Below are 25056 nucleotides of genomic sequence, written 5' to 3' on the forward strand. Positions count from 1 at the left end.
CGGCCTGAGAATCTGCCTGTTGCACGCTCAAAATTCTTTTATTACGCAGGAATCTACTTTTGACTGACTTCGAACGCTACTACCAACGCATCCGCAGCCAGCAGAAACGCGACACGCTGCTCTGGTCGCTGGTGCTGGTGACGCTCTACCTCGTCGCAGGCAACCTGTCAGAGTTCAGCCTGACCACGCTGTGGCTATCGCTGCCGCACTTCTTCGACTACCTGTGGCAAACCCTGCCGGTGCTGCACGTCGCCACGCTGTTCGACGGCGTGAAGACCGAAGGATCGCTCGCTTACTGGGGCTACCGCCTCCATTTCCAGCTGCCGCTCATCTGGGAAACCCTGCAGCTGGCGCTGGCATCCACCGTTGTGGCGGTCTGTATCGCCGCCGTGCTGGCCTTTTTTGCCGCCGATAACACCCAAACCCCGCCTGGTTTGCGCGTTGCCATTCGCGCCTTTGTCGCCTTTTTGCGCACCATGCCGGAGCTGGCCTGGGCGGTGATGTTCGTGATGGCGTTCGGTATCGGCGCCATTCCCGGCTTCCTAGCGCTGGTGCTGCACACCATTGGCAGCCTGACCAAACTCTTCTACGAGGCGATTGAAAGCGCCTCCGATAAGCCAGTGCGCGGGCTGGCCGCCTGCGGCGCCAGCAAGCTGCAGCGCATGCGCTTCGCCTTCTGGCCACAGGTGAAGCCGATCTTTCTCTCCTACAGCTTTATGCGGCTGGAGATCAACTTTCGCTCATCAACCATTCTGGGGCTGGTGGGCGCGGGCGGCATCGGCCAGGAGCTGATGACCAATATCAAACTCGATCGTTACGATCAGGTCAGCATCACGCTGCTGCTGATTATCCTGGTGGTGTCGCTGCTGGACAGCTGTTCCGGCCGGCTGCGCCGCCGCGTCGTGGAGGGAGCATCATGATGTCGCTGGCGCCGGATATCGGCAAAATCAGACGGGAAAATGGCGGGCTGTTCGCCGCGCAGCCGCGCTATTTGCGGCGACTCGCGCTGGCGGCGGCGGCCATTCTGCTTTACTACCTCTACTTCTTTGAGTTTTACGGCATTGAGTGGAGCCGCGCCGCGCTGGGCGCCCAGCAGCTGGGACGCTATTTTCTGCGTATGTTCGTCTGGCACGATTTTGTTAACTGGCCGTTTGGCTACTATTTCTCACAAATCGGTATCACGCTGGCGATCGTTTTCGCCGGGACGCTGACCGCGTCCCTTATCGCGCTGCCGCTGTCGTTTTTCGCCGCGCGCAACGTGATGCACGACCGCGCCATGCGGCCCATCGCCTGGGCGGTGCGTCGCCTGCTCGATCTGCTGCGCGGCATCGATATGGCGATATGGGGGCTGATTTTTGTGCGCGCCGTCGGCATGGGGCCGCTGGCGGGCGTGCTGGCGATTGTGATGCAGGATGTCGGTCTGCTGGGCAAGCTCTACTCGGAAGGGCACGAGGCGGTAGAGCGCTCGCCGAGCCGCGGTCTGAGTGCGGTCGGCGCCAACAGCCTGCAGAAGCACCGCTTCGGCATCTTTACCCAGTCGTTTCCCCATTTCCTGGCGCTCAGCCTCTATCAGATCGAATCCAATACCCGCTCGGCGGCGGTGCTGGGCTTTGTCGGCGCGGGCGGCGTCGGGCTGGTCTACGCCGAGAATATGCGCCTGTGGAACTGGGACGTGGTGATGTTTTTAACCCTGATCCTCGTGGCGGTGGTGATGATTATGGATGCGCTCTCCAGCCGCCTGCGTAAGCGCTATATCAGCGGCAAGCCGGTGCCGCTCTGGCAGCCTGCCGCGCGCGACTGAGGCGCTCGCTGCGCTGCCAGGCGCGCGCCAGCGCCTGCGCCAGCTGCGCGCTGCGCCAGGGTTTTGCCAGCCGCTCGCACAGCGGCAGCGCCACCGGCTGCAGGCGCAGATCCTGCCCGCTGATCAGCAGCGTCGCCAGCTGCGGCCACTGCTGCTGCGCCTGGCGGATCACCTCGGCGCCGTTCAGCCCGCCGGGCAGCATCAGATCGCTGATCAGCAGATCGATATCGGGGGTCTGCCGCAGCAGCGCCAGCGCCTCTTCGCCGCTGGCGCACTCCAGCGTCACGTAGCCAAGCTGGTGCAGATGCTCGCACAGCGTCTGGCGCACCGCCGGTTCGTCATCCAGCACCAGAATCAGCTTATCGCACGGGGCGGATGGCACCACCGGCGCGGCTGGCGCGGGGGCGACGGCGCTCTCTGGGGCGCGCGGCAGCAGCAGACGCACGGTGGTTCCCTGGCCGGGCGCGGTGTCGATCTCAATCTGGCCCCCTGACTGGCGCACAAAGCCATACACCATCGACAGCCCCAGCCCGCTGCCGCTGCCGGTCTCTTTAGTGGTGAAAAAGGGCTCGAACACCTGTTCCCGCACCTCTGGCGTCATGCCGCAGCCCTGGTCGATCACCTCAATCACTACGCGCTCGCCCTGTTCGCGCTGCTGGCTGGCGATGCGCAGGCGGATCTCGCCGCTTTTTTGCTGCATGGCGTCGCGCGCGTTCACCACCAGATTCATCAGTGCGTTCTCCAGCTGGCTGGCGTCGATCCAGGCGAGCCAGCCGGGCCGCGGCGCCTCGACCGTCAGGCGCTGGCCGGGCAGCAGCGAGTGCTGCAGCAGGTTCTGCAGCTCCTCCACCAGCTGCGTCACCGACACGGCGCGCGGATGCAGCGCCTGCTTGCGCGAAAAGGCCAGTAGCCGCTGGGTGAGCAGGGCGGCGCGATCCGCTGCCTGACGGGCGCGGTCGATGCGGCTCGCCAGGCTGCCCGGCGGCAGCTGCCCCTGGGTCAGCGCCAGGCTGCCGATAATCACCGCCAGCAGGTTATTGAAGTCGTGCGCGATGCCGCCGGTCAGCTGGCCAACCGCTTTCATCTTCTGGCTGTGTACCAGCGCCTCCTCCAGCGCCTTGCGCGCGGTGCGCTCCAGCACGGTATTGACGATGCCGCGACGCGGCACCGGGCTAAAGCGCAGCTCCAGCGTGCGGCCATCCGCCAGCCGCACCTCCTGCGGCTCGCCCGGATGCTGCAGATCCACGCCCACCCGCTTCAGCAGCTGGCGATAGTGCAGGCCGCGATGCAGCGCCTGTTCGGGCAGCCCCAGCAGCTGGGGATACTGCGCATTCCACACCACCAGCTGGCCGTGGTTATCAAACAGCGCAAAGCCGTCGCGCATCGCCAGAAAGGTGGACTCAAGCTGACTGCTCTTTTCCTTGAGCAGGCGGGAGGTGTGCGCCAGCGACGCGGTATTGCGGGCGAAAACGTTAAAGGCGCGCGCCAGATCGCCCAGTTCGTCGCGCCGCTGCAGGCCCGGCACCGCAACGCGCTTCTCTCCCTGCGCCAGCCGCGTCATGGCGTCGGCGATGGCGGTCAGGCTGGAGCCGAGATTGCGGTAGATATAGATCCCGGCATAGCCGGTGATCGCCAGCGCCAGCAGGGCGAACAGCGCGATAAACAGGATCACCGAGTTGAGTTCGCGGTGGGTTTCCGCGCTGCGCATTTCGCTCTGCTGCGCCACCTGCTGCACGCAGGCGGTGATGTCGTCGTTGAGCGCCGCCACCAGCGCTTTGATGCGGTAGGTGGAATAGGCGATAGCCAGATCGTTCTCCGCCAGCCGTTCCGCCAGCGGCCGCAGCGACTGCTGGGTCGCGATCAGGCGGGCGATTTTCTCATCCAGCACCGCCTCGCCCGCCTCTGGCCGCCATGCTGCCATCACCTGCTGCAGCTGATCGACCACCGCAACCGGAGACGGGGTGCGGATCGCCGCCGCCAGCAAGCGCTCGGTCTGCTGGCGCAGCGCCGCCGGAGGGCCGCGCCGCACCGCGAGCTGGTTAATATGGTCAAGCAGCAGCTGCGACTGCCACAGGCCGCTGAGCAGGGCGTTGCGCTGCAGGTGGCGCTGATGGCCGTTGATCAGCAGCTGCGTGATGGTCTGCTCCAGCATCAGGCTGCGCGCGCGAATGCGCGCCACCCGCGCCGTCTGACGCGCGGCAAGCGGCGCCGAGGCAAGCAGCGACAGCGACTGCTGCAGCGCCTGTTGCGTCTGCTGGAGTCGCTGCGATTCGCTCTGATACTCAAGCGCGCCCACCACCTGCGACAGGCGCACCGCCGCCGTGGCGACGCTGGCGGTATCGCGCGCCAGCGCCAGGCTGGCGCTCATATCGCTCAGGGTTTGCGCCTGCGCCTGCTCCTGAATGCGCCCGGCGTGGCGAAAGCCAAGTATCGCTACCGCACTCACCATCAGCGTGACGCACACCACCAGCAGGTTAAACAGCAGCAGGCGGCCGCGCGCGCCCGCCTGCCAGAGATGTTGATGCCGCATATCGCGCCTCCGCCCGCCCTCAGTGAGGCGAGTATAGGGCGCGGCCCGGGCGCATTTATGACAAATATGAACGGCCGCTGACATTTTCCATTTATCTGGCGTTGCTTTACTCAGCCCTAACCACGGTTATCTGGAGCGGCCCATGACAGCCACACCGATTCTGCAAATGCGCGAAATCACGCGGCGCTTCGGCCAGTTTTATGCGCTTAAGGGCGTCGATCTGACGGTCTATGCTGGCGAAATCCACGCGCTGATGGGGGAGAACGGCGCAGGCAAAAGTACCCTGATGAAGATCCTCGCCGGCGCCTACAGCGCCACCAGCGGTGAGATCCTGATCGACGGTCGCCCCTGTGTGATCAGAGGGCCGAAAGAGGCGCTGGCGGCAGGCATTACCCTGATTTATCAGGAGATCAATCTGGCCCCCAACCTCACGGTGGCGGAGAACATCTTTCTCGGCAGCGAAATCACGCGCGGCGGGCTGATTCGGCGTCGCCAGATGGCCGAGGAGGCGCAGCAGGTGATCGATCGGCTCGGCGCGCAGTTTAGCGCCACCGACCGCGTCAGCCGCCTCAGCATCGCCGAACAGCAGCAGGTTGAAATCGCCCGCGCGCTGCACCGCCACAGCCGCATTCTGGTGATGGATGAACCCACCGCCGCGCTGAGCAACCGCGAAACCGAGCAGCTGTTCGCGCTCATCAAGCGCCTGCGCGCGGAAGGCATGGCGATTATCTATATCAGCCATCGTATGGCGGAGGTCTATGAGCTCTCCGATCGCGTCAGCGTGCTGCGCGACGGGCAGTATGTCGGCAGCCTGACCCGCGACACGCTTAACGCCAGCGAGCTGGTGCGCATGATGGTGGGCCGTCCGCTCAGCGATCTCTTTAACAAGGATCGCACCATCCCGTTCGGCGATATTCGCCTGGCGGTCAATCATCTTACCGACGGCGGCAAGGTGCGGCCGAGCAGCCTGGCGGTGCGCGCCGGCGAGATCGTCGGGCTCGCCGGGCTGGTGGGCGCAGGACGCAGCGAGCTGGCGCAGCTGATTTTTGGCGTGCGTAAGCCGAGCGGCGGCGAGATCTGGATTGACGGGCAGCAGGTGACAATCCATTCGCCGCGCGACGCCATTGCGCGTGGCATCGGCTTTCTCACTGAAAACCGCAAAGAGCAGGGGCTGTTTCTGGAGATGGCGGCGCAGGAGAACATTGTGATGGCGACGCTGGAGCGCGACGCCAGCTACGGGCTGCTCAACCGACGCAAAGGAAGAAAGATCGCCGGCGACGCCATCGCCACGCTTAACATCCGCGTGCCGCATGCGCAGGTGCGGGCGGGGGGCCTCTCCGGCGGCAACCAGCAGAAGCTGCTGATTTCGCGCTGGGTATCGATTGGGCCGCGCATCCTGATCCTCGATGAGCCGACGCGCGGCGTTGACGTCGGCGCCAAAAGCGAAATCTACCGCATGATGAACCAGATGGCGCAGCAGGGGGTGGCGATCCTGATGATCTCCAGCGAGCTGCCGGAAGTGGTCGGCATGAGCGATCGGGTCTATGTGATGCGCGAAGGCACCATCGCCGGTGAGCTGGATAAAGAGCAGATCAGCCAGGAAAACATTATGACGCTGGCCACCGGGGCGCATACCGCCTCGCCGCTGGAAATATAAGGAGAAGAGAGCGATGACAGAAACCACGCGGGCGAAACCGCCCACCGTTAAGCGGGCGCTGATAGGCGACATGCTGCAAACCGTCGGCATTCTGCCGATTCTGGTGCTGATTGTGGTGGTGTTCGGCTTTGTCGCGCCGAACTTCTTCACCGAGGGCAATCTGCTCAATATTACCCGCCAGGCCTCGATTAATATCGTGCTGGCGGCCGGTATGACCTTTGTGATCCTCACCGGCGGCATCGACCTTTCGGTGGGCTCAATGCTGGGCACCACGGCGGTGGTGGCGATGGTTGCCTCGCTCGATCCCATGCTCGCCGGCATGACTATCCCCATGGCGCTCGGCGCTGGCCTGGTGATGGGGCTGTTTAACGGCATACTGGTCGCCTGGGCCGGCTTGCCGCCTTTTATCGTTACCCTTGGCACCTATACGGCGCTGCGCGGCGCCGCCTATCTGCTGGCAAACGGCACCACGGTGATTAACTCCGATATCAGCTTTGAATGGATAGGCAACGGCTATCTCGGCCCGGTGCCCTGGCTGATCGTTATCGCCTTCGCGGTGATCGCCGTCTGCTGGTTTATCCTGCGCCGCACCACGCTGGGCGTTCATATCTACGCGGTGGGCGGCAATATGCAGGCGGCGCGTCTCACCGGGATTAAGGTCAGCGCGGTACTGCTGTTCGTTTACGCCATGAGCGGGCTGCTCTCCGGGCTAGGCGGGCTGATGTCGGCGTCGCGTCTCTATAGCGCCAACGGCAACCTCGGCGTCGGCTATGAACTGGACGCCATCGCCGCGGTGATCCTCGGCGGCACCAGCTTCGTCGGCGGCATCGGCACCATTACCGGCACCCTGATCGGCGCGCTGATTATCGCCACGCTCAACAACGGCATGACGCTGATGGGGGTCTCCTATTTCTGGCAGCTGGTGATCAAAGGCGCGGTGATCATTATTGCGGTGCTGATCGACAAATATCGCACCCGGCACCACGTCTCCTGAGCGCGGCGCCCTCTTTTTACCCTCCGCCATTCAGCCGTTGGCGATTCTAATAACAGCAGGAGAAGATCTATGCGTTTTAATCCGATCGTAACCGGGCTGCTGGCGGCAACGCTGTTCAGCGCCTCCTTCGCTCAGGCGAAAGATCTTAAATCCATCGGCGTCACCGTCGGCGATCTCGCCAACCCGTTTTTCGTGCAGATTACCAAAGGCGCGGAGATGAAAGCGCGTGAGCTGGCGGGCGACAAGGTCAACGTGACGCTGGTCTCCAGCGGCTACGATCTGGGCCAGCAGGTGGCGCAGATCGATAACTTTATCGCGGCGAAAGTCGACATGATTATTCTGAACGCCGCCGATTCCAAAGGCATCGCGCCGGCGGTGAAACGCGCCCGCGACGCTGGCATCGTGGTGGTGGCGGTCGACGTGGCGGCTGACGGCGCCAACGCTACCATTACCTCAGACAACACCCAGGCGGGGGAGATGGCCTGTAAATATATCGCCGATCGCCTGAAGGAGAAGGGCAACGTATTGATTATCAATGGCCCGCCGGTTTCCGCCGTGCAGAACCGGGTTGAGGGCTGTATGACCGAGCTGAAACGCCATCCTGAGATCAAGCTGCTCTCCTGGAACCAGAACGCCAAGGGCAGCCGTGAAGGGGGGCTGGAAGTGATGACGGGTCTGCTGTCGGCCAATCCGAAGGTGGATGCGGTGTTCGCTATCAACGATCCAACGGCGATCGGTGCCGATCTGGCGGCGAAACAGGCACAGCGCAACGAATTCTTTATTGTCGGCGTCGACGGATCGCCCGACGGCGAAGAGGCGCTGAAGCGTAAGAACTCGCTGTTCGTCGCTACGCCGGCGCAGGATCCACAGGTGATGGCGGCAAAAGCGGTGGAGATCGGCTATGACATTCTGCAGGGCAAACCGGCGCCCGATAAGCCGGTGCTGATCCCGGTTTCCCTGATCGATCGCGACAATGTGGGCAGCTACAAGGGCTGGACGGTGAAATAGCGCCGGGCGCGCGCCCGGCTGTTCGCCCCGTCAGGCGCTCAGCCGGACCGCTTCCGGACGCGTGACATCGGCGGAAAAGACATAGCCGAGGCCGCGAATAGTGCGGATCAAACTGGGCTGATGCGGATTCGTTTCGATTTTGCGCCGCAGTCGCATTATCAGCACGTCGATGGTGCGATCGAAAACGTCCAGGCTTTCGCCGTGGGTCAGCTCCAGCAGCTGATCGCGCGTCAGCACCTTGCGCGCGTGGCGCACCAGCGCGCGCAGCAGCGCATATTCACCCTGCGTCAGCGGCACCGCTTCGCGCTGCGGATTGAGCAGCTGACAGCGCGCCTCATCCAGCTGCCAGCCGTTAAAGCGCCAGCCGCTCTCCACCGTCTCCGGCGATATCAGCCGTCCGCCGCGCCGCAGCGCCGCGCGCGCTCTCGCCACCACCACGCGCGGATTAAAAGGCTTGGCGATATAGTCATCCGCGCCCATCTCCAGCCCGACCACCATTTCCGCTTCGGAGCCCATGCCGGTCAGCATGATCACCAGCAGATCGGGGCGCTGGCGCTGCAGCTGTTGCAGCACCAGCAGGCCGTTGGTATCGGGCAGCATCATATCCAGCATCACCAGCGCGATATCGCCGTGCTGCGCCAGCAGCGCCGGCGCGTCCCGGCCATAGTGGCAGCAGTAAACGCTAAACTGTTGCGCATTCAGCACATCCTGCAGCAGTTCGCAGACGGCTTTATCATCATCGATAACCAGAATGGCGGGCTTCATGCAGGGCGACCTCAAGGTTAAAAAAAGGTTAACAAGAGTGTACACGGCGCGATTTGCGCCGCCCTGACAAGCGATGGAAACGTGAGCGATATCGCCTTCGGCTTTGCTGAAGCGTGCGTTGGCGCAGAATTTTGCGCAGCGCAGAGGAAGCGATGAAAACGATTGCGCGGAAGCGGGGCAATGCACCATAATCGCGCCTTGTTTTGGTTCAGATTTCTCTTAGAAAATGCCGGGCCTGGCGAGGTAAACGATTGCGTTTCCCGCTGGCATAGCGCTTGCTATGACTTCAGGCCTTATGGAGATTCAGGGCGTGACGACAGCGTCCGTCAGCATGCAGCGGCGCGTCGTGCGGTACCACAATAATCAGCATGTAACCCACACTGGCAAGTGAGAACGCGCATTCGTGCCGTCTCCGCTCTTGAGAGATGATGATGTTAGAAAAACTATTCAAGCTAAAAGCGCATAACACGACGGTTCGCACCGAAGTGGTCGCCGGGATCACCACCTTCCTGGCGATGGCCTATATCCTGTTTGTTAACCCCAGCATTTTGGGCGCAACCGGGATGGATAAAGGCGCGGTGTTTGTTGCCACCTGTCTGGCGGCGGCGATCGGATCGGTACTGATGGGGCTGATCGCCAACTACCCGATCGCGCTGGCGCCCGGCATGGGGCTGAACGCCTTCTTCACCTATACCGTCGTGCTGCATATGGGTTACACCTGGCAAATCGCGCTAGGCGCAGTGTTTTTGTCGGCGGTGATCTTCTTCGCGATGTCGATTTTTAAAATTCGCGAGTGGATTATCGCCAGCATTCCGCTGCCGCTGCGCGCCGGGATTGCGGCGGGCATCGGGCTGTTCCTGGCGCTGATCGCGCTGGAAGGCGCGGGCATCGTGGTGGATAACCCGGCAACGCTGGTTGGTCTGGGCGATCTCACGAAGCCGGGCCCGCTGCTGGCGCTGCTGGGCTTTGTGGTGATTGTGGTGCTGGAGGCACGTCGCGTCACCGGCGCGGTGCTGATTGGCATCCTGCTGATCACCTTTATTTCGATGGGCATCGGCCTGTCGCCCTTTGCTGGCATCTTCTCCGTGCCGCCCTCTATCGCGCCTACCTTTATGCAGCTGGATATCGCCGGCGCCTTTAACGTCGGCCTGGTTAGCGTGATTTTCGCCTTTCTGTTTGTCGACGTGTTCGACAATACCGGTACGCTGCTGGGAGTGACTAAACGCGCCGGGCTGGCGGATGAGCAGGGCAATATCCCGAAGATGGGGCGCGCGCTGGTGGCCGATAGCGCCGCGGCGCTGTTTGGCTCGCTGCTCGGTACCTCGACCACCACCAGCTATGTGGAATCTGCAGCTGGCGTGAGCGCGGGCGGACGCACCGGCTTAACGGCGGTCGTGGTCGCTATCCTGTTCCTGCTGGCGCTGTTTTTCTCGCCGCTGGCGGGCAGCGTTCCGGTCTACGCGACGGCGCCGGCGCTGCTGTTTGTCGCGGTGCTGATGACCTCCGGGCTGGCGGAGATTGACTGGAAAGATATTACTACCGCGGCGCCGGTCACCGTTACCGCGCTGACCATGCCGCTGACTTACTCCATCGCCAACGGCATCGCCTTCGGCTTTATCACCTGGACGGTGGTGAAGCTGCTGAGCGGCCGCACGAAAGAGATCAATGCGGCGCTGGTGATCCTTTCACTGCTGTTCGTGATCAAGCTGGGCTGGCTCAGCGCCTGATAGCGATCGCCGCGCCGGCGCAGGCTGGTGCGGTTTTATCCTTTAGCTGCGCGCAAGACGTAAACCGTCTTGCGCGCATTTTTTTGTCCTGCTCCTGTACGTTTGCGTAGCGGCTTCCAGAATGGGTCAGAAAGGGTGTTAACTCTGCTGGCGCAGCGCTACCCTGCCAGCGCTAATTCGAGAGGCGCATCGATCGCCATTTATAACCGAATTAGCGGAACGGGGAATGTTTACTGGGCGGTAATCTGGTTAAATACCCAACAGTCTGGGGACGCACCGGTGACGTGACTGTAAGGCGTAACAGGGAAAGGAGAGAATAGTATGGAACTGCCGTTAAGCCCTCTTCCGCGCAGGTTTGCCTGTCCCCTCATCCCTCTTCAGCAATCAGGAGGCGATCCTGTGGAGCGATTGACCAAACGCGTTGAGCGGCTTGAGCTGGATACGCAACAGATAAAAACAGACCTGGCGGTACTGACCGAACGTTCGCAACATTTCGCCACGAAAACGGATGTTGAAGGCCTGCGTACCGAACAGTTCAGGATGCGATGTGAAATGCTTGAAGGCTTCGCCCAGTCGGCAGCCCAGTTTGCGCGTATTGATGAGAGGTTTGCGCGCGTCAGTGACTGGAGCGGGCAGGTCGACAATAATTTTGCCGCCATTGACAAGCACTTTGAGCGGATTCATCAACAGTTCGAACGCGTTGACAAAAAGTTTGAGCGTATTGATGAAAGGTTTGAGCGGGTCGACGAAAAGTTTGAACGTATGAACGAGAAGTTTGAGCGCCTGGACGGAAAGTTTGAGCGCGTCGACGAAAAGTTTGACCGCCTTAACGATCGCATTACCTGGACGCTGATGGTGCCAGCTGTGCTCGCCGTGCTCGGCTGGCTGGCGAGAGAATTCTGGATGAGGTAGAGAGACGAAACCTGCTGCGTCTCTCTACATCGGGTTAAGGCAGAGCACGAGCGGTGGTCCCCGTGCTCTGAACCATTAACGGAACGGCGGTTCGTTAAAGGTACGCAGCTTGCGTGAATGCAGCTTATCTCCTTCGGCGCGCAGCAGCTCTACCGCGCAAATGCCAATTTGCAGATGCTCTGAAATCGCCCCTTCATAAAAGCGGTTTGCCTGCCCTGGCAGCTTGATTTCGCCATGCAGCGGCTTATCCGAGACGCAGAGCAGCGTGCCGTAAGGGACGCGGAACCGATAGCCCTGTGCTGCAATCGTGGCGCTCTCCATATCCACCGCCACCGCGCGGCTCAGGTTAAAGCGCAGCGCCGAGGCGGAGTAGCGCAGCTCCCAGTTGCGATCGTCCGTCGTTACCACGGTGCCGGTGCGCAGACGCTGCTTAACCTCTTCTCCCGGCATATTGCTCACTGCTTTGGTAGCGTCATAGAGCGCGCGCTGCACTTCCGCGATGCTTGGCACCGGAATATCGGGCGGTAAGACGCTGTCGAGCACGTGGTCGTCGCGCAGGTAGGCGTGCGCCAGCACATAGTCGCCGATGCGCTGGCTTTCGCGCAGGCCGCCGCAGTGGCCGATCATCAGCCAGGCGTGCGGTCGCATTACCGCAAGGTGATCGCAGATGGTTTTGGCGTTGGACGGGCCGACGCCGATATTTACCAGCGTGATGCCGCGGCGGCCAGGCGAGGTGAGATGCCAGGCGGGCATCTGATGCTTTTTCCACGCCAGATCCAGCATCGCCGCATCGCTCTCCGCCGTCTCGGCGGTGATCACCGCGCCGCCCGCGCAGGCCAGGCTGTCATAGTCGCTGGCGGGATCGCGCACCTGCTCTGTTGCCCAGCGAACAAACTCATCCACATAGCGCGTGTAGTTGGTGAACAGCACAAACGGCTGGAAATGCTCTACCGAGGTACCGGTGTAGTGGCGCAGGCGTGCCAGAGAGAAGTCGGTGCGCAGCGCATCGAAGTGAGACAAAGGGAAAACCGCGTCCGGATTAAACAGACCGTCGGCGGTTTCATCGCCAATCTGTGACAGCTCAGTGGTCGGGAAGTGACGCGCGATAGTGGCGCTCATGGTGCGGTCCAGCGACAGATCGGAACCGTCGATGACGTAAGGATAGGGGATCTCCTGGCTGGACGGGCCGACCTGAATCTCAACCTCATACTCTTTTTCCAGCATCGCCAGCTGTTCGCTGAGATAGTGACGCAGCAGCGCCGGACGCGTGATGGTGGTGCTGTAGCTGCCGGTATGGGTAAAGCGTCCCCAGGCGCGCGTGCGGTTTTGCTGCGGCCCTTCGCCGCGCCAGGTAATGCGCAGCTCGGGGTAGACAAAGAGTCCCTGGCGACGCGCTTCCGCCTCGGGGAGCGTGCCCTGTTCGGTATAGGTTTTTATCGCCGCGCGCAGCGCGTTCACCGCGTTGTCATACAGACGCTCCAGTTCATCCAGCGCCTGCTGGCGGGTAAGGCCGTTCCGTTGTGTAGGCATAAGCTCTCCTGATATTAAGCGATCCTTCCCCACAGCTTAGCGGGTTTGCCGCCGCCGCAAAGCAAGAATCTGTGATCGACCGCATTATGCACCAACAGGGTGCTGGCGTGTTGCCAAACCCCGCCTACGTTTAAATGAATCAGAAGGTGACGTCGTGCGCTGTCGCTGGCGTTGCCACCTTCCTTTGGCGAAATCCCGCCGCCCGATTGGTTCTGGCGAGATTCTTGCTTGCGATTAATAGCGGCCTTCAGCGTCGCGCGTAGCATTCCCGAACCGAATTAAAAAACATTCACCGCTCCTGCGCCGTGGTCTGGCGAACGCAAACTAACTGTGTCGAGGATAGACAGCATGTCTCAGAAACTGATCAAGTTGTCGTTAAACGTCGTAATTGCAGGTTGTTTCGGCGCTGCGCTGAGTGCGCAGGCCGATATAAAAATCGGCGTCGCCGGGCCGTTCTCCGGCCCCAACGCCACCTATGGCGCGCAGTACTGGAAAGGGGCGACGCAGGCAGCGGAGGATATCAACGCGGCGGGCGGCATCAACGGCGAGAAAATCGTGCTGGTGCAGGGAGACGACGCCTGCGAACCCAAACAGGCGGTTGCGGTGGCGAACCGACTTGTCGATCAGGATAAGGTGATGGCGGTGGTCGGCCATTTTTGCTCCTCCAGCACCATGCCCGCCTCGGAGGTCTACGACGACGCCGGCGTGCTGTCGATTACGCCGGGATCCACTAATCCGCAGATCACCGAGCGCGGCATGAAAACCCTGTTTCGCATGTGCGGGCGCGACGACCAGCAGGGCGCCATCGCCGCCACTTTTATGCTCGATAAGCTAAAAGCGAAAAAGGTCGCGATTATCCATGACAAAGATACCTATGGGCAGGGGCTGGCCGACGCCACGAAAGCGGCGCTGGAGAAGCGCGGCGTAAAAGAGGTGATGTATGAGGGCCTGTCGCGCGGCGAGAAAGATTTTAACGCGCTGGTGACCAAAATCGCCCAGGCGCATCCCGACGTGGTCTATTTCGGCGGCTGCCACCCCGAGGCGGGCCCGCTGGTGCGCCAGATGCGCGAGCAGGGCGTTAAAGCTAACTTCTTCTCCGGCGACTGCATCGTGACGCAGGAGCTGGTCACCGCCGCGGGCGGGCCGCAGTACACCAACGGCATCTATATGACCTTCGGCAACGATCCGCGTCAGATCGCCGACGGCAAAGCGGTGATTGAGACATTCCGCAAAGGGGGCTTTGAACCGGAAGGCTATACCCTCTACGCCTACGCCTCTGTTCAGGCGCTGGCTGCCGCCTATAAAGGCGCGGGCAAAGACAATGAGAAAGCCAGCGAATGGCTGAAATCTCACGATGTGCCCACCGTTATGGGTAAAAAAGCCTGGGACGGCAAGGGCGATCTGAAAGTGTCCGATTATGTCGTTTATCAGTGGGACGACAAGGGTAAATATCACCAGCTGTAAGCCTGAGCCCGCCCTGCGCAGCGCAGGGCGTTTCCTGTCCGGACCGCCCGGTTGCGCGGTCCGCTTTGCGCAGAGACTTCGTTATGGACGCCTTTTTACTTCAGCAACTGATCAACGGGCTGACGCTGGGCGCGGTATATGGCCTGATCGCGATCGGCTACACCATGGTGTACGGCATTATCGGCATGATTAACTTTGCGCACGGCGAGGTCTATATGATCTCCGCCTATCTTTGCGCCATCGGCCTGGCGCTGCTCTCTTTTTTTGGCGTGCACTCTTTTCCGCTGCTGATTTTCGGCACGCTGCTGTTTACCGTGGTGGTGACGGCGGTTTACGGCTGGACCATCGAGCGTATCGCCTACCGGCCGCTGCGCCACTCGACGCGCCTCGCGCCGCTCATCTCCGCCATCGGCATGTCGCTTATCTTGCAAAACTACGTGCAGCTGAGCCAGGGACCTAATCAGCAGGGCGTGCCGACGCTGCTCACCGGCGTGCTGCGCTTCGAGTTTGACGGCGGGCTGGTGCAGATCACCTGGACCAAGCTCTTTATTCTCGCCGCCGCCTTCTGCGGCATGGCGCTGCTCACCTGGATTATCCAGTACACCCGCCTCGGCCGTATCTGCCGCGCGGTGCAGCAGGACCGGCGCATGGCGGCTATTCTCGGCATCAATACCGATCGCGTTATCTCGCTGGTCTTCGTGATCGGCGCGGCGATGGCCGGGCTGGCCGGGGTGCTGGTGACGATGAACTACGGCACCTTCGACTTTTACGCCGGGTTTATCATCGGCATCAAGGCGTTCACCGCGGCGGTGCTGGGCGGTATCGGATCGCTGCCTGGCGCGATGCTGGGCGGGCTGCTGCTCGGCGTGGCGGAGGCGCAGTTCGCCGGGCTGGTGAACTCAGACTACAAAGACGTTTTCTCCTTCGCGCTGCTGGTGGTGATCCTTATCTTCCGCCCGCAGGGGCTGCTTGGCCGTCCGCTGGTGGCGAAAGTGTGAGGGCGCAATGATGAGTCGATCTATCAGTGTGTCTCAGGCGCTGCGTGAAACCCTGCTGGCCGGGCTGATTGCGGTGGTGGTGTTCGGACCTGTCGTCGGCGTGGTACTGAAAGGGTACGCCTTTACGCTCGCCCCCATGCGCGTGGCGCTGCTGGTGGCGGTGGTGATGGCGGGACGGCTACTGCTCAGCCTCTTTTTGCAGACCGGGCGCGGGCGGGCGCTGCTGCGACGCTTCGAAGGTGCGGACGACGGCGTCTACGTGCGCGAACCGGGCTACCGCTCGCGGCTGCGCTGGATCCTGCCGCTGCTGCTGGCGGTGGCGCTGCTGTTTCCCTTTCTCTCCAGCAAATACTTGCTGACCGTGGCGATCCTCGGGCTGATCTACGTGCTGCTGGGACTGGGGCTAAATATCGTGGTGGGGCTGGCGGGGCTGCTCGATCTCGGGTACGTCGCCTTTTACGCCATCGGCGCTTACGGGCTGGCACTCGGCTATCAGTATCTCGGGCTGGGATTCTGGAGCATGCTGCCGCTGGCCGCGCTGCTGGCCGCCTTCGCCGGGGCGCTGCTCGGCTTTCCGGTGCTGCGCATGCACGGCGACTACCTGGCTATCGTTACCCTGGGGTTCGGCGAGATCATCCGCCTGGTGCTGACCAACTGGCTGAGCTTCACCGGCGGGCCGAACGGCGTCTCCGTGCCGTCGCCAACCTTTCTCGGCCTGGAGTTTGGTCGGCGCGCGCGCGAAGGCGGCGTACCTTTTCATGCGTTCTTTCACCTCGACTACAACCCCAATATGAAATTTATCTTTCTCTACGTGGTGCTGGTTCTGGTGGTGACGCTGGTGCTGTTTATCAAGCACCGCCTGACGCGCATGCCGGTCGGACGCGCGTGGGAGGCGCTGCGTGAAGATGAGATCGCCTGTCGCGCGATGGGGTTAAATCATGTGCTGGTGAAGCTGTCGGCCTTTATGCTCGGCGCCTCGACGGCGGGCATCGCGGGCGTCTTTTTCGCCAGCTATCAGGGATTCGTCAATCCGACCTCGTTTACCTTCTTCGAGTCGGCGCTGATCCTCGCCATTGTGGTGCTGGGCGGTATGGGATCGACGCTCGGCGTGGTGCTAGCGGCCTTTGTGCTGACGGTGGCGCCAGAGCTGCTGCGCAGCTTTGCCGAATACCGCGTGCTGCTGTTCGGTATGCTGATGGTGGTGATGATGATCTGGCGGCCGCGCGGACTGGTGCGCACCAGCCGCGTCGGCGTCGCGCCGCGCAAAGGAGTTCGCCATGAGTGACGCTATCCTTCAGGTCGATCATCTGATGATGCGCTTCGGCGGCATCAGGGCGCTTAACGACGTCAGCCTGCGCGTGCAGCGCGGTTCGGTTACCTCGCTAATCGGCCCCAACGGCGCGGGCAAAACCACGGTCTTTAACTGCCTGACCGGCTTCTACCGCGCCAGCGGCGGCCGCATTTTGCTGAACGCCCAGTCGCGCAGCACCGATGTGATTCAAATTCTCGGCCAGAAAATCGAGCCGCAGGACTGGCTGCGGCCGACGCAGCTGGGTTCACGGCTCTGGTACAAGATGTTCGGCGGCGCCCACCTGGTGAACCGCGCCGGGCTGGCGCGCACCTTTCAGAATATCCGCCTGTTTCGCGAAATGTCAGTGATTGAGAACTTGCTGGTGGCGCAGCATATGCTGGCGAACCGCAATTTGCTGGCGGGCATTTTCAATACCCGCAGCTATCGCGAGGCGGAGAACCGCGCGCTCGATCGCGCCTTCTACTGGCTGGAAACGGTAGATCTGACGCAGACGGCCAATCGGCTGGCCGGCACGCTCTCCTATGGCCAGCAGCGGCGTCTGGAGATTGCGCGCGCCATGTGTACCCAGCCGGAGCTTATCTGCCTCGACGAGCCGGCGGCGGGGCTCAATCCCGTGGAGACCGAGGCGCTGAGCGCAATTCTGCACCGTCTGCGCGCTGACCACCGTATCAGCGTGCTGCTGATCGAGCACGACATGCCGATGGTAATGGCGATCTCCGACCATATCGTGGTGCTCGACCACGGCGACGTTATCGCCCAGGGCGCGCCGCGACAGATCCAGCAGGACCCGCGCGTGATTGCCGCCTATCTTGGCGCAGAAGAGGAGGATGTTGATGGCTGAACCGATGCTGAAGTTTGACGCGGTCGATCTCTATTACGGCCCGGTGCAGGCGCTGAAAAAGGTGTCGCTCAGCGTGCAGCCCGGCGAGACCGTGGCGCTGATCGGCGCCAACGGCGCCGGCAAATCGACGCTGCTGATGTCGATTTTCGGCCAGCCGCGCATCGCACAGGGTGAAATCTACTTTCAGGGAGAACCTGTCAGCCAGCGCTCGACCCATTTTATCGCCGCCAGCGGCATCGCCCAGGCGCCGGAAGGGCGGCGGATTTTTGCCGATATGACGGTTGAGGAGAATCTGCAGATGGGTACCATCGCCATCGGCAGCGCGCATCAGAAAAGCGATCTGGCGCGGATGTATGAGCTTTTTCCGCGCCTGCTGGAGCGGCGCAGGCAGCGGGCAATGACCCTTTCCGGCGGCGAGCAGCAGATGCTGGCGATCGCCCGCGCGCTGATGAGCCGGCCGAAGCTGCTGCTGCTCGACGAGCCGAGCCTCGGGCTGGCGCCGATTGTGGTTAAGCAGATCTTCGCGATTCTGCGCGAGCTGACGCAGCAGGGCATGACGCTGTTTCTGGTCGAGCAAAATGCCCGTCATGCGTTAGCTATCGCCGATCGCGGCTATGTGATGGCTAACGGCGAGATCCGCCTCAGCGGCAGCGGCCGGGAGCTGCTCAATAATGAAGAGGTGCGCAGCGCCTATCTGGGCGGCGCGGCAGCCGCTGCGGTAAACGACGAGAAAAGAGTGTAATAATGATTGAAAAATCAGGGAAACGCTTTGCATAAATAGATAAGCGGACTCATCATTAGAACTCCTGTCCAATCTGTTCTGATTTGGTTATTCCCTTGCAAAATCCTGGCGTAGCAGTGATGCAGGCGATAAAGCGCACCGCGTGGTATCCCAAACGACGCTTTTATCGCACGCTGTTCTGGCGTGAGATCACGCCACTGGCGGTGCCCATTTTCATCGAAAACCTGTGCGTGATGCTGATGGGGGTATTAAGCACATTTCTGGTGAGCTGGCTGGGCAAAGAGGCGATGGCGGGCGTTGGGCTGGCGGACAGCTTCAACATCATCATTATCTCTTTCTTTGCCGCCATCGATCTCGGCACGACGGTGGTGGTCGCCTTTAGCCTGGCGAAGCGCAACGGCAAGCGCGCCCGCGCGGCTACGCGTCAGTCGCTGGCGCTGATGACGGTGCTGTCGCTGGTGCTGGTGTTCGCCATCGAGCTGTGGGGGCATCTGATCATCGATCTGATCGCCGGCGGCGCGGAGCCAAAAGTCAAAGAGCTGGCGCTGAGCTATCTGCAGACCTCGGCGTGGAGCTATCCGGCGGCGGCGATTGCGCTGATCGGCAGCGGCGCGCTGCGCGGCGCGGGGAATACCAAAATCCCGATGCTGATCAACGGCGGGATGAATATCCTGAATATCGCCATCAGCAGCGTCTTGATCTACGGCGCCTTCTCCTGGGAAGGGCTGGGCTTCGTCGGCGCCGGGCTGGGGTTGACCATCTCGCGCTATATCGGCGCTATCGGCGTAATTTACGTGCTGATGATCGGTTTTAACGCCTCGCTGAAGATCAGCCTGCCGAGCTATTTCCGCCGCTGGGATTCGAAAATCCTGATGGAGGTGCTGGGTATCGGCGTCCCGGCGAGTATCGAATCGGTGCTGTTTAACGGCGGCAAGCTGCTGACCCAGGTGTTTGTGGCGGGCATGGGCACCGACGCTATCGCCGGCAACTTTATCGCCTTCTCTATCGCCTCGCTGATCAACCTGCCGGGCAACGCGCTGGGATCCGCCTCAACCATCATCACCGGCACCCGGCTGGGGCGCAATCAGGTCTATCAGGCGGAGCGGCAGATCAGGCATGTCTTCTGGCTGGCGAGCCTCTGTCTCTGCGTGCTGGCGTTTATGACCGTGCCGCTCTCCGGCGTGCTGGCGCGCTTCTATACCCGCGACCCGGACGTAATCAGCGTGACCCAGCATCTCATCTGGCTGAACGCCGCCTTTATGCCAATTTGGGCCGCCTCCTGGGTGCTGCCTGCCGGGCTGAAGGGGGCGCGCGACGCCCGTTACACCATGTACGTCTCGATGTTCAGCATGTGGGGGGCGCGCGTGGTGGTCGGCTACGTGCTGGGCATTATGCTCGGCATGGGGGTGGTCGGCGTCTGGCTCGGCATGTTCCTCGACTGGGCGGTGCGCGGCGTCTGCTTCTGGTGGCGGCTGAAGAGCGGCAAGTGGCTGGATAATTACCGCAAGATGGCGGCGAAGCAGCCGTAGCGCCAGGCTGACCGGCGCGGTCCACCGTTATCTGTTTTTCAGCAATAAAGCGCAGAAATTGATGGTTCAGTTACGGCTGCGCAGAGGGTTTACTGAATGCCTGACTGACGGAGGGTGAACCCGATGAAAACATTACTGCAGCTGTGGAAACAGCGCGTCGATGCCTGGCTGGTACCCCAGCACGACGCGCGCGTCGAGAGTGAGTTAAGCCTGGAGCAGGAGCTGTTGCTTCCCATTAGCCAGCTTTACGGCTTTGAATATTTTCCCTCTGTGCATCGCTACCATGAAAAATAGCGATCCCTGTTGTCGCTACCGGCGCTAAAGCCCGCTCCTACCCAGCGGGCTTTTTTTCGTCTGAGGTTCAGCCGCAGCGGCTATGGTTAAAAGGGCAGCATGCCTTTTATCCTGGAGAAGCGAATGAGCGATAAAGAGAGTGCCGCGTTGATTAGCGCGCGGCTGGCACTGACCGCGCAGCAGCGTGCGCAGACCCGCGCCGCGCTGGCGCAGGGCGTAACGGCGGAGCCGGATCGCGGCCGCGCGCAGCGCTACGCCTTTCAGCAGCACGTGCGTCAGGAGGTGATTGTCGGCGGCAGCAACGATCTGCTGCCGATCGCTTTTTTAGCGCAGGGCCTGACCTGCGCACGCGGCGTAGCGCTGCTGCGCGAAGATGGCGTGCCCGTCGGCAGCGCGTTTTTAACCCACGGCGGCCTGCTGGTCACCTGTCATCATCTGCTGCCGGCACCCCCTGCGTCGGGCCGCATTACCCTGCAGTTCGGCTGGCGGCGCACGGAAGCGGGCGAACTGGTGGACGGCGTCACTTTTGGCATCGATGCAGCGCGTTTTTTCCTCACCAGCCCCACCGATGAGCTGGACTGCACCCTGATTGCGCTGGGTGAGGGGATTGAGGGAGGCGGCGACGCGCCGCAGCCGCTGGCGCTTAACGATCGCAACGACAAGCATGCGCTGGGCATCAGTCTCAACCTTATCCACCATCCGGGCGGCGCGCCGCAGCAGATCACCTTGCGCAACAACGCGCTGCTGGCGCGTCACCAGCAGCTGCTGCACTATGCGGCCGACACCGACGGCGGCTCTTCCGGCGCACCGGTGTTCAACGACAGCTGGCAGCTGGTGGCGCTGCATCACGGCGGGGTCGAGAGCGACGACGGCTGGGTGAATGAAGGGATCCGCATCAGCGCTATTATCGACTGGCTGAAGGGCGAGCTGCCGCAGCTGCCTGCGCCGCAGCAGGCGCTGCTGATGCAGGCGCTCACCGGCAGCGACGGCGTGCCGCCGTATGCCACCGCCACCGCGCCGGAGAGCGGCTATGGCAACCGCGACGGTTTTCAGCCAGTGTTTCTTGAGGGCGCGCCGATCGATCTGGCGGCCATTATTGCGCCGCGCGCCGCCGAGGTGGCACCGCTGCGCGACGGCCGTCAGGGAGCGGAAGCGCAGCTCGACTATGAGCATTTTTCACTGCTGATGAACGCCGAGCGGCGGCTCGCCTTTTTTACCGCCACCAATATCGACGGCGCGCGCTATATCGCCATCGATCGCGGCAACGGCCAGCCGTCGCTGCTGGAGGAGGGGGATCGCTGGGTGGAAGACAGCCGTATCGACAGCCGCTACGTCACCGGTCAGGCTTTTTACAGCGAGTTCAGCCGCTGGTTCGATCGCGGTCATCTCACGCGGCGCAGCGACCCCACATGGGGCACGGCGGCGGAAGCAGTGCGCGCTAACAAAGATACCTTTCACTTTACCAACTGTTCGCCGCAGCATTTTCGCTTCAACCAGAGCCTGCAGTACTGGCAGGGGGTAGAGCGCTATATCCTGGAGTCGGGCGTGCTGGAGTCGAAGCGGAAAATCAGCGTGCTGACCGGTCCGGTACTGAACGACCAGTGGCGGCAGTATGCTGAATGGCAGGTGCCGCTGATGTTCTGGAAGGTGGTGCTGCGCATTAACAGGGCAGGTCAGCCGCAGGCGACGGCGCTGCTGGTCAGCCAGGCGGATCTGCTGGATGAGCCGCGCCGCGTGCTGCCCCACGCCCAGACAGCGCCGCGCCCCAACGTCGATGAGTACCGCGTGACGGTCAGCGCGCTGGAGACGCTCACCGGGCTGAACTTCGCCGCTTTTCGCGACTGGGAGAGCTGGCAGCCGGATGAGTCTCTGCTGGCGCAACCGCTGCCGGCGAAGCTGATTATGGACTGGGAAGATCTGCTGTAACCCTGCCTGCGAAAGCCCGCCCAGCCCCGGCTGTGCGGGCTTTTTTACGCCTCTTTTTTGACAAAATCGTTGTTCCTTCAAGCCGTTACGCTTAGCCATCGGACTTGCGATTCTGACATGGCTGCTACACTTAGGGCTCAAGGCTGATAACGATTCAGCTCCACCGACGAGCGTGAAAGAGTCGCTAAAAGGAGAGAAACTATGACAGATCGTCCCCAGAATCCTCATCAGGCGCAGCAGCAGACGTGGCCCGGCAGCTTTCTGAAAATGGACCCCAAACCCGATCATGGGGAAACCAGCTATCAGGGATCTGGCCGCCTGAAAGGCAAAACCGCCGTTATTACCGGCGGCGACTCCGGCATCGGCCGTGCCGTTGCCATCGCCTACGCCCGGGAAGGCGCGGACGTGGTGATCTCCTATCTGGACGAGCATGAAGACGCAAAAGATACGGCGAAACTGGTTGAAGAGGCGGGTCAGCAGGCATTGCTGATTGCCGGCGACGTTACCGAAGCGGCACACTGCCGCAGCATCGTGGCGCAGACCGCCGAGCGCTTCGGCAAAATCGATATCGTCGTGAATAACGCCGCCTTCCAGATGACGCGCACCTCACTGGAGGAGATTGGCGATGACGAATTCGATCGCACCATGAAAACCAATCTCTACGCCATGTTCTATATCTGCAAGGCGGCGGTGCCCCATATGCCAGCTGGCGGATCCATTATTAACACCGCCTCGATCAATGCCGATCAGCCGAAGCCGAAGCTGCTGGCCTACTCCGCTACCAAAGCCGCTATCGTGAACTTTTCTGGCGGTCTGGCGGCGCTGCTGGCAGAGAAGGGCATTCGCGCCAACGCCGTGGCCCCTGGTCCTATCTGGACGCCGCTGATCCCGGCCACCATGCCGCCAGAGCAGGTGGAAAGCTTCGGCAGCGAAGTCCCGCTGGAGCGTATGGGACAGCCCGCCGAGCTGGCGCCAGCCTATGTGATGCTGGCCAGCGATGAAGGCAGCTATATTTCCGGTGCCACCATTGCGGTGACAGGCGGCGTCGCGGTTATCTGATTTCGTCCAGGAGGAGAGATGAACGCTTATCCTTTAAAACTGACTACGCCGCTCGCCACCCATATCTTTGGCGGCCAGCGTATCAGGGAGCAGTTGGGAAAAGCGGGGCTGCCTGAGACGCGCGTGGCGGAGAGCTGGGAAATCAGCGACGTGGACGGCATGATCGCCACCGTCACCAACGGCGAGCTGGCGGGCCAGACGCTGCGCCAGCTCACCGAACGCTACCCTGACGAGATGGTCGCCCCTGGCTGGCGCGGCCCCTTTTTTCCGCTGCTCAGCAAGTTTATCGACGGAACCGGCATGCTGCCGGTTCACCTGCACGCTAACGACGCGCTGGCGCAAAAGCTCGAGCAGCAGCCGAACGGCAAAAGCGAAGCCTGGCATATTCTCTGGGCCGCCCCTGACGCCACCTGCCTGCTGGGGGTGCGTGACGGCGTGGATAACGCCCGGCTAAAGGCCGCACTGCTGGCGCAGGATTACGATGCGGTAATGCATCGTGTACCGGTGAAGGCGGGCGATACCTTTTATGTGCCCGGTGGCATGCTGCACAGCTTCGGTCCCGATACGCTGATCTATGAGATTGAACAGACCTCCAATATCCAGCAGCATGCGATGCCGTGGCGCATGGAGGATGGCTCGCGCCTCTCTCAGCAGGAGTGGGAGAAGAATATCGATGCGCTGCTGGAGGAGCTACGGCCGGCGCTGCGCTGCACGCCGCAGCCCGGACTGGCGCTGGAGGCCCCGGGGCTGACGCGGCTGTTCTGCTGCGCAGGCCCCTATTTTGCGCTGGAGCGCTGGCGCTTTAGCGAGCCGCAGCAGTTCAGCTTCGATAGCGCGCGGATTGTTTCCAACCTCGGCGAGCCGTTAACGGTCGAGGCGAATGGCGTCAGCGTCACGCTGGGCCGCGCTGAATCGCTGCTGCTGCCCGCCGCGCTGCAGGAGGTGAGGTTGCGCGACGCCGGGGAGCTGCTGATTGGCTATGTGCCGGATCTGGCGCGCGAGGTGGTTGCCCCGCTGCGTCAGGCGGGATATAGCGAGGCGGCGATTGCGCGGCTGGGCGACATTCACGGCACCATGATATAGGAGGTTCTATGCTGCCTTACAGCTTGCAGGGAGAGGGCGAGACGACATTTGTGCTGATGCATTATCTGGGTGGATCGCATCGCACCTGGTTTTCAGTGCTGCCCTGGCTGGACCGCGCCGCCCGCTGCGTAGCGCTGGATATGCCCGGCTTTGGTGAGGCGTCAGACCAGGATGGCTATGATGTGGCCGCTATGGCGGATCGGGTTGATGAAACCCTTCGCCAGCTGCAGCTGGAAAAGGTGATTCTTGTTGGCCACTCGATGACCGGCAAAGTGGCTCTGGCGCTTGCCGCCCGCCGGCCCGATTACCTTCAGCGGCTGGTGCTGGTGGCACCATCGCCGCCTGGGCCACAGCCGATGAGCGAGCAGGATCGCCAGGCGCAGGCCGCCTTTGATGGCTCGCGCCAGCAGGCGGAGGTCTTTGTCGACGGCGCCTGCTCCGCGCGCCTGCCGGACGTGCTGCGCGAGGTGGCGATAGCCGATGCACAACACGCCGCGCCAGCCGCTTTTCGCGCCTGGGCGCTGCACGGCAGCCGCGAAGATCTGCGCGAGCAGATTGGCCGTCTTGAGCTGCCCGCCATGATGGTTCTCGGCAGCGAGGATGGCAACGTGCCGGGCGTTGAGGATCAGATTGAGGTGATGCGCACCCATCTGCCGCAGGGGGAGCTGGAGATTATCGACGGCGCCGGGCATCTGCTGCCGATGCAGACGCCTCAGGCGCTGGCGGAGCGGATGCTGGCGTTTGCACAGCGCGATCTCTGAGTCCGCAAGCCAGGCGTTAAAATCAAAAAGCCCGCTCAGGTTGCTCTGAGCGGGCTTTTTGCAAAGGGGGAAAAAAGCGTCGCCGCTGCGACTAGTCATCGTCGTCCGCAGCGGAAAGCAAAA

21 protein-coding genes are annotated in these 25056 nt (G+C 62.1%); 18 read left to right on the forward strand and 3 right to left on the reverse strand.

All coding sequences use genetic code 11. The features are described 5' to 3' along the window. Positions 1-59 precede the first annotated feature (59 nt). Complete coding sequence (gene phnE, locus LB453_RS09935; protein WP_224481710.1) at positions 60-920, forward strand: phosphonate ABC transporter, permease protein PhnE; 861 nt, start codon at positions 60-62, stop codon at positions 918-920. Further along, positions 917-1801, forward strand: a complete 885-nt coding sequence (phnE, locus tag LB453_RS09940; protein ID WP_224481711.1) for a phosphonate ABC transporter, permease protein PhnE — start codon at positions 917-919, stop codon at positions 1799-1801. The genes phnE (LB453_RS09935) and phnE (LB453_RS09940) overlap by 4 nt, the downstream gene beginning before the upstream one ends. Here phnE (LB453_RS09940) and LB453_RS09945 read toward each other — a convergent pair. Continuing rightward, positions 1755-4331, reverse strand: a complete 2577-nt coding sequence (locus LB453_RS09945) for an ATP-binding protein (RefSeq protein WP_103796885.1) — start codon at positions 4329-4331, stop codon at positions 1755-1757. The genes phnE (LB453_RS09940) and LB453_RS09945 overlap by 47 nt on opposite strands. 142 nt (positions 4332-4473) lie before the next feature. Between LB453_RS09945 and LB453_RS09950 the strand changes: the two genes are divergently transcribed. The 3 genes from LB453_RS09950 (at position 4474) to LB453_RS09960 (ending at position 7990) form a co-directional block, all read left to right on the forward strand. Continuing rightward, entirely contained in the window at positions 4474-5988 is a 1515-nt protein-coding gene (locus LB453_RS09950; protein ID WP_224481712.1) for a sugar ABC transporter ATP-binding protein, read from the forward strand. A 13-nt stretch (positions 5989-6001) separates the two neighbouring features. Then, complete coding sequence (locus LB453_RS09955) at positions 6002-6982, forward strand: ABC transporter permease subunit (protein ID WP_103796887.1); 981 nt, start codon at positions 6002-6004, stop codon at positions 6980-6982. Positions 6983-7051: 69 nt separating this feature from the next. Next, a complete protein-coding gene (locus LB453_RS09960; protein ID WP_103796888.1) occupies positions 7052-7990 on the forward strand; it encodes an ABC transporter substrate-binding protein in 939 nt (312 codons plus the stop codon). Between the two features lie 30 nt (positions 7991-8020). Here LB453_RS09960 and LB453_RS09965 read toward each other — a convergent pair whose 3' ends face one another. After that, a complete protein-coding gene (locus LB453_RS09965; RefSeq protein WP_103796889.1) occupies positions 8021-8755 on the reverse strand; it encodes a winged helix-turn-helix domain-containing protein in 735 nt (244 codons plus the stop codon). A gap of 428 nt (positions 8756-9183) precedes the next feature. Between LB453_RS09965 and LB453_RS09970 the strand changes: the two genes are divergently transcribed. Beyond that, complete coding sequence (locus tag LB453_RS09970) at positions 9184-10482, forward strand: NCS2 family permease (RefSeq protein WP_224481713.1); 1299 nt, start codon at positions 9184-9186, stop codon at positions 10480-10482. 321 nt (positions 10483-10803) lie between these two features. Continuing rightward, on the forward strand, positions 10804-11394 hold the full coding sequence (locus tag LB453_RS09975) for a hypothetical protein (protein ID WP_224481714.1): 591 nt from the start codon (positions 10804-10806) through the stop codon (positions 11392-11394). A 75-nt stretch (positions 11395-11469) separates the two neighbouring features. Here LB453_RS09975 and LB453_RS09980 read toward each other — a convergent pair whose 3' ends face one another. Then, positions 11470-12924 (reverse strand): AMP nucleosidase, encoded by a 1455-nt coding sequence (locus LB453_RS09980; protein ID WP_103796891.1) that lies wholly within the window; start codon positions 12922-12924, stop codon positions 11470-11472. A gap of 348 nt (positions 12925-13272) precedes the next feature. On the opposite strand from LB453_RS09980, the gene LB453_RS09985 reads away from it, so the two are divergent. The 11 genes from LB453_RS09985 to LB453_RS10035 all read left to right on the forward strand — a co-directional run bounded on the left by LB453_RS09985 (position 13273) and on the right by LB453_RS10035 (position 24933). Beyond that, on the forward strand, positions 13273-14388 hold the full coding sequence (locus LB453_RS09985) for a branched-chain amino acid ABC transporter substrate-binding protein (protein WP_103796893.1): 1116 nt from the start codon (positions 13273-13275) through the stop codon (positions 14386-14388). Between the two features lie 83 nt (positions 14389-14471). Then, positions 14472-15386, forward strand: coding sequence for an ABC transporter permease subunit (locus LB453_RS09990; protein WP_103796894.1), 915 nt, complete (start codon positions 14472-14474; stop codon positions 15384-15386). Positions 15387-15396: 10 nt separating this feature from the next. Continuing rightward, positions 15397-16671 (forward strand): high-affinity branched-chain amino acid ABC transporter permease LivM, encoded by a 1275-nt coding sequence (gene livM, locus LB453_RS09995; protein ID WP_375337764.1) that lies wholly within the window; start codon positions 15397-15399, stop codon positions 16669-16671. Next, positions 16664-17539, forward strand: a complete 876-nt coding sequence (locus LB453_RS10000) for an ABC transporter ATP-binding protein (RefSeq protein WP_103796896.1) — start codon at positions 16664-16666, stop codon at positions 17537-17539. Before livM ends, LB453_RS10000 begins: the two co-directional genes overlap by 8 nt. Continuing rightward, a complete protein-coding gene (locus LB453_RS10005) occupies positions 17532-18281 on the forward strand; it encodes an ABC transporter ATP-binding protein (RefSeq protein WP_103796897.1) in 750 nt (249 codons plus the stop codon). The genes LB453_RS10000 and LB453_RS10005 overlap by 8 nt, the downstream gene beginning before the upstream one ends. 119 nt (positions 18282-18400) lie before the next feature. After that, the gene (locus tag LB453_RS10010) at positions 18401-19810 is read left to right on the forward strand and encodes an EmmdR/YeeO family multidrug/toxin efflux MATE transporter (RefSeq protein WP_103796898.1); all 1410 of its coding nucleotides are present in this window, start codon (positions 18401-18403) and stop codon (positions 19808-19810) included. Between the two features lie 123 nt (positions 19811-19933). Continuing rightward, a complete protein-coding gene (locus tag LB453_RS10015; protein ID WP_199187350.1) occupies positions 19934-20104 on the forward strand; it encodes a hypothetical protein in 171 nt (56 codons plus the stop codon). Positions 20105-20227: 123 nt separating this feature from the next. Next, positions 20228-22030 carry a DNA/RNA non-specific endonuclease gene (locus tag LB453_RS10020; RefSeq protein WP_224481715.1) on the forward strand — a complete coding sequence of 601 codons (1803 nt, stop codon included), beginning with the start codon at positions 20228-20230 and terminating at the stop codon, positions 22028-22030. Positions 22031-22231: 201 nt separating this feature from the next. Further along, positions 22232-23089 (forward strand): glucose 1-dehydrogenase, encoded by an 858-nt coding sequence (locus LB453_RS10025; protein ID WP_224481716.1) that lies wholly within the window; start codon positions 22232-22234, stop codon positions 23087-23089. An 18-nt stretch (positions 23090-23107) separates the two neighbouring features. After that, on the forward strand, positions 23108-24172 hold the full coding sequence (locus tag LB453_RS10030; RefSeq protein WP_103796901.1) for a class I mannose-6-phosphate isomerase: 1065 nt from the start codon (positions 23108-23110) through the stop codon (positions 24170-24172). A gap of 8 nt (positions 24173-24180) precedes the next feature. Beyond that, on the forward strand, positions 24181-24933 hold the full coding sequence (locus LB453_RS10035; protein WP_103796902.1) for an alpha/beta fold hydrolase: 753 nt from the start codon (positions 24181-24183) through the stop codon (positions 24931-24933). Positions 24934-25056: the final 123 nt, after the last annotated feature.

The sequence above is a fragment of the Pantoea agglomerans genome, assembly GCF_020149765.1.
Lineage (GTDB): Bacteria > Pseudomonadota > Gammaproteobacteria > Enterobacterales > Enterobacteriaceae > Pantoea > Pantoea alvi.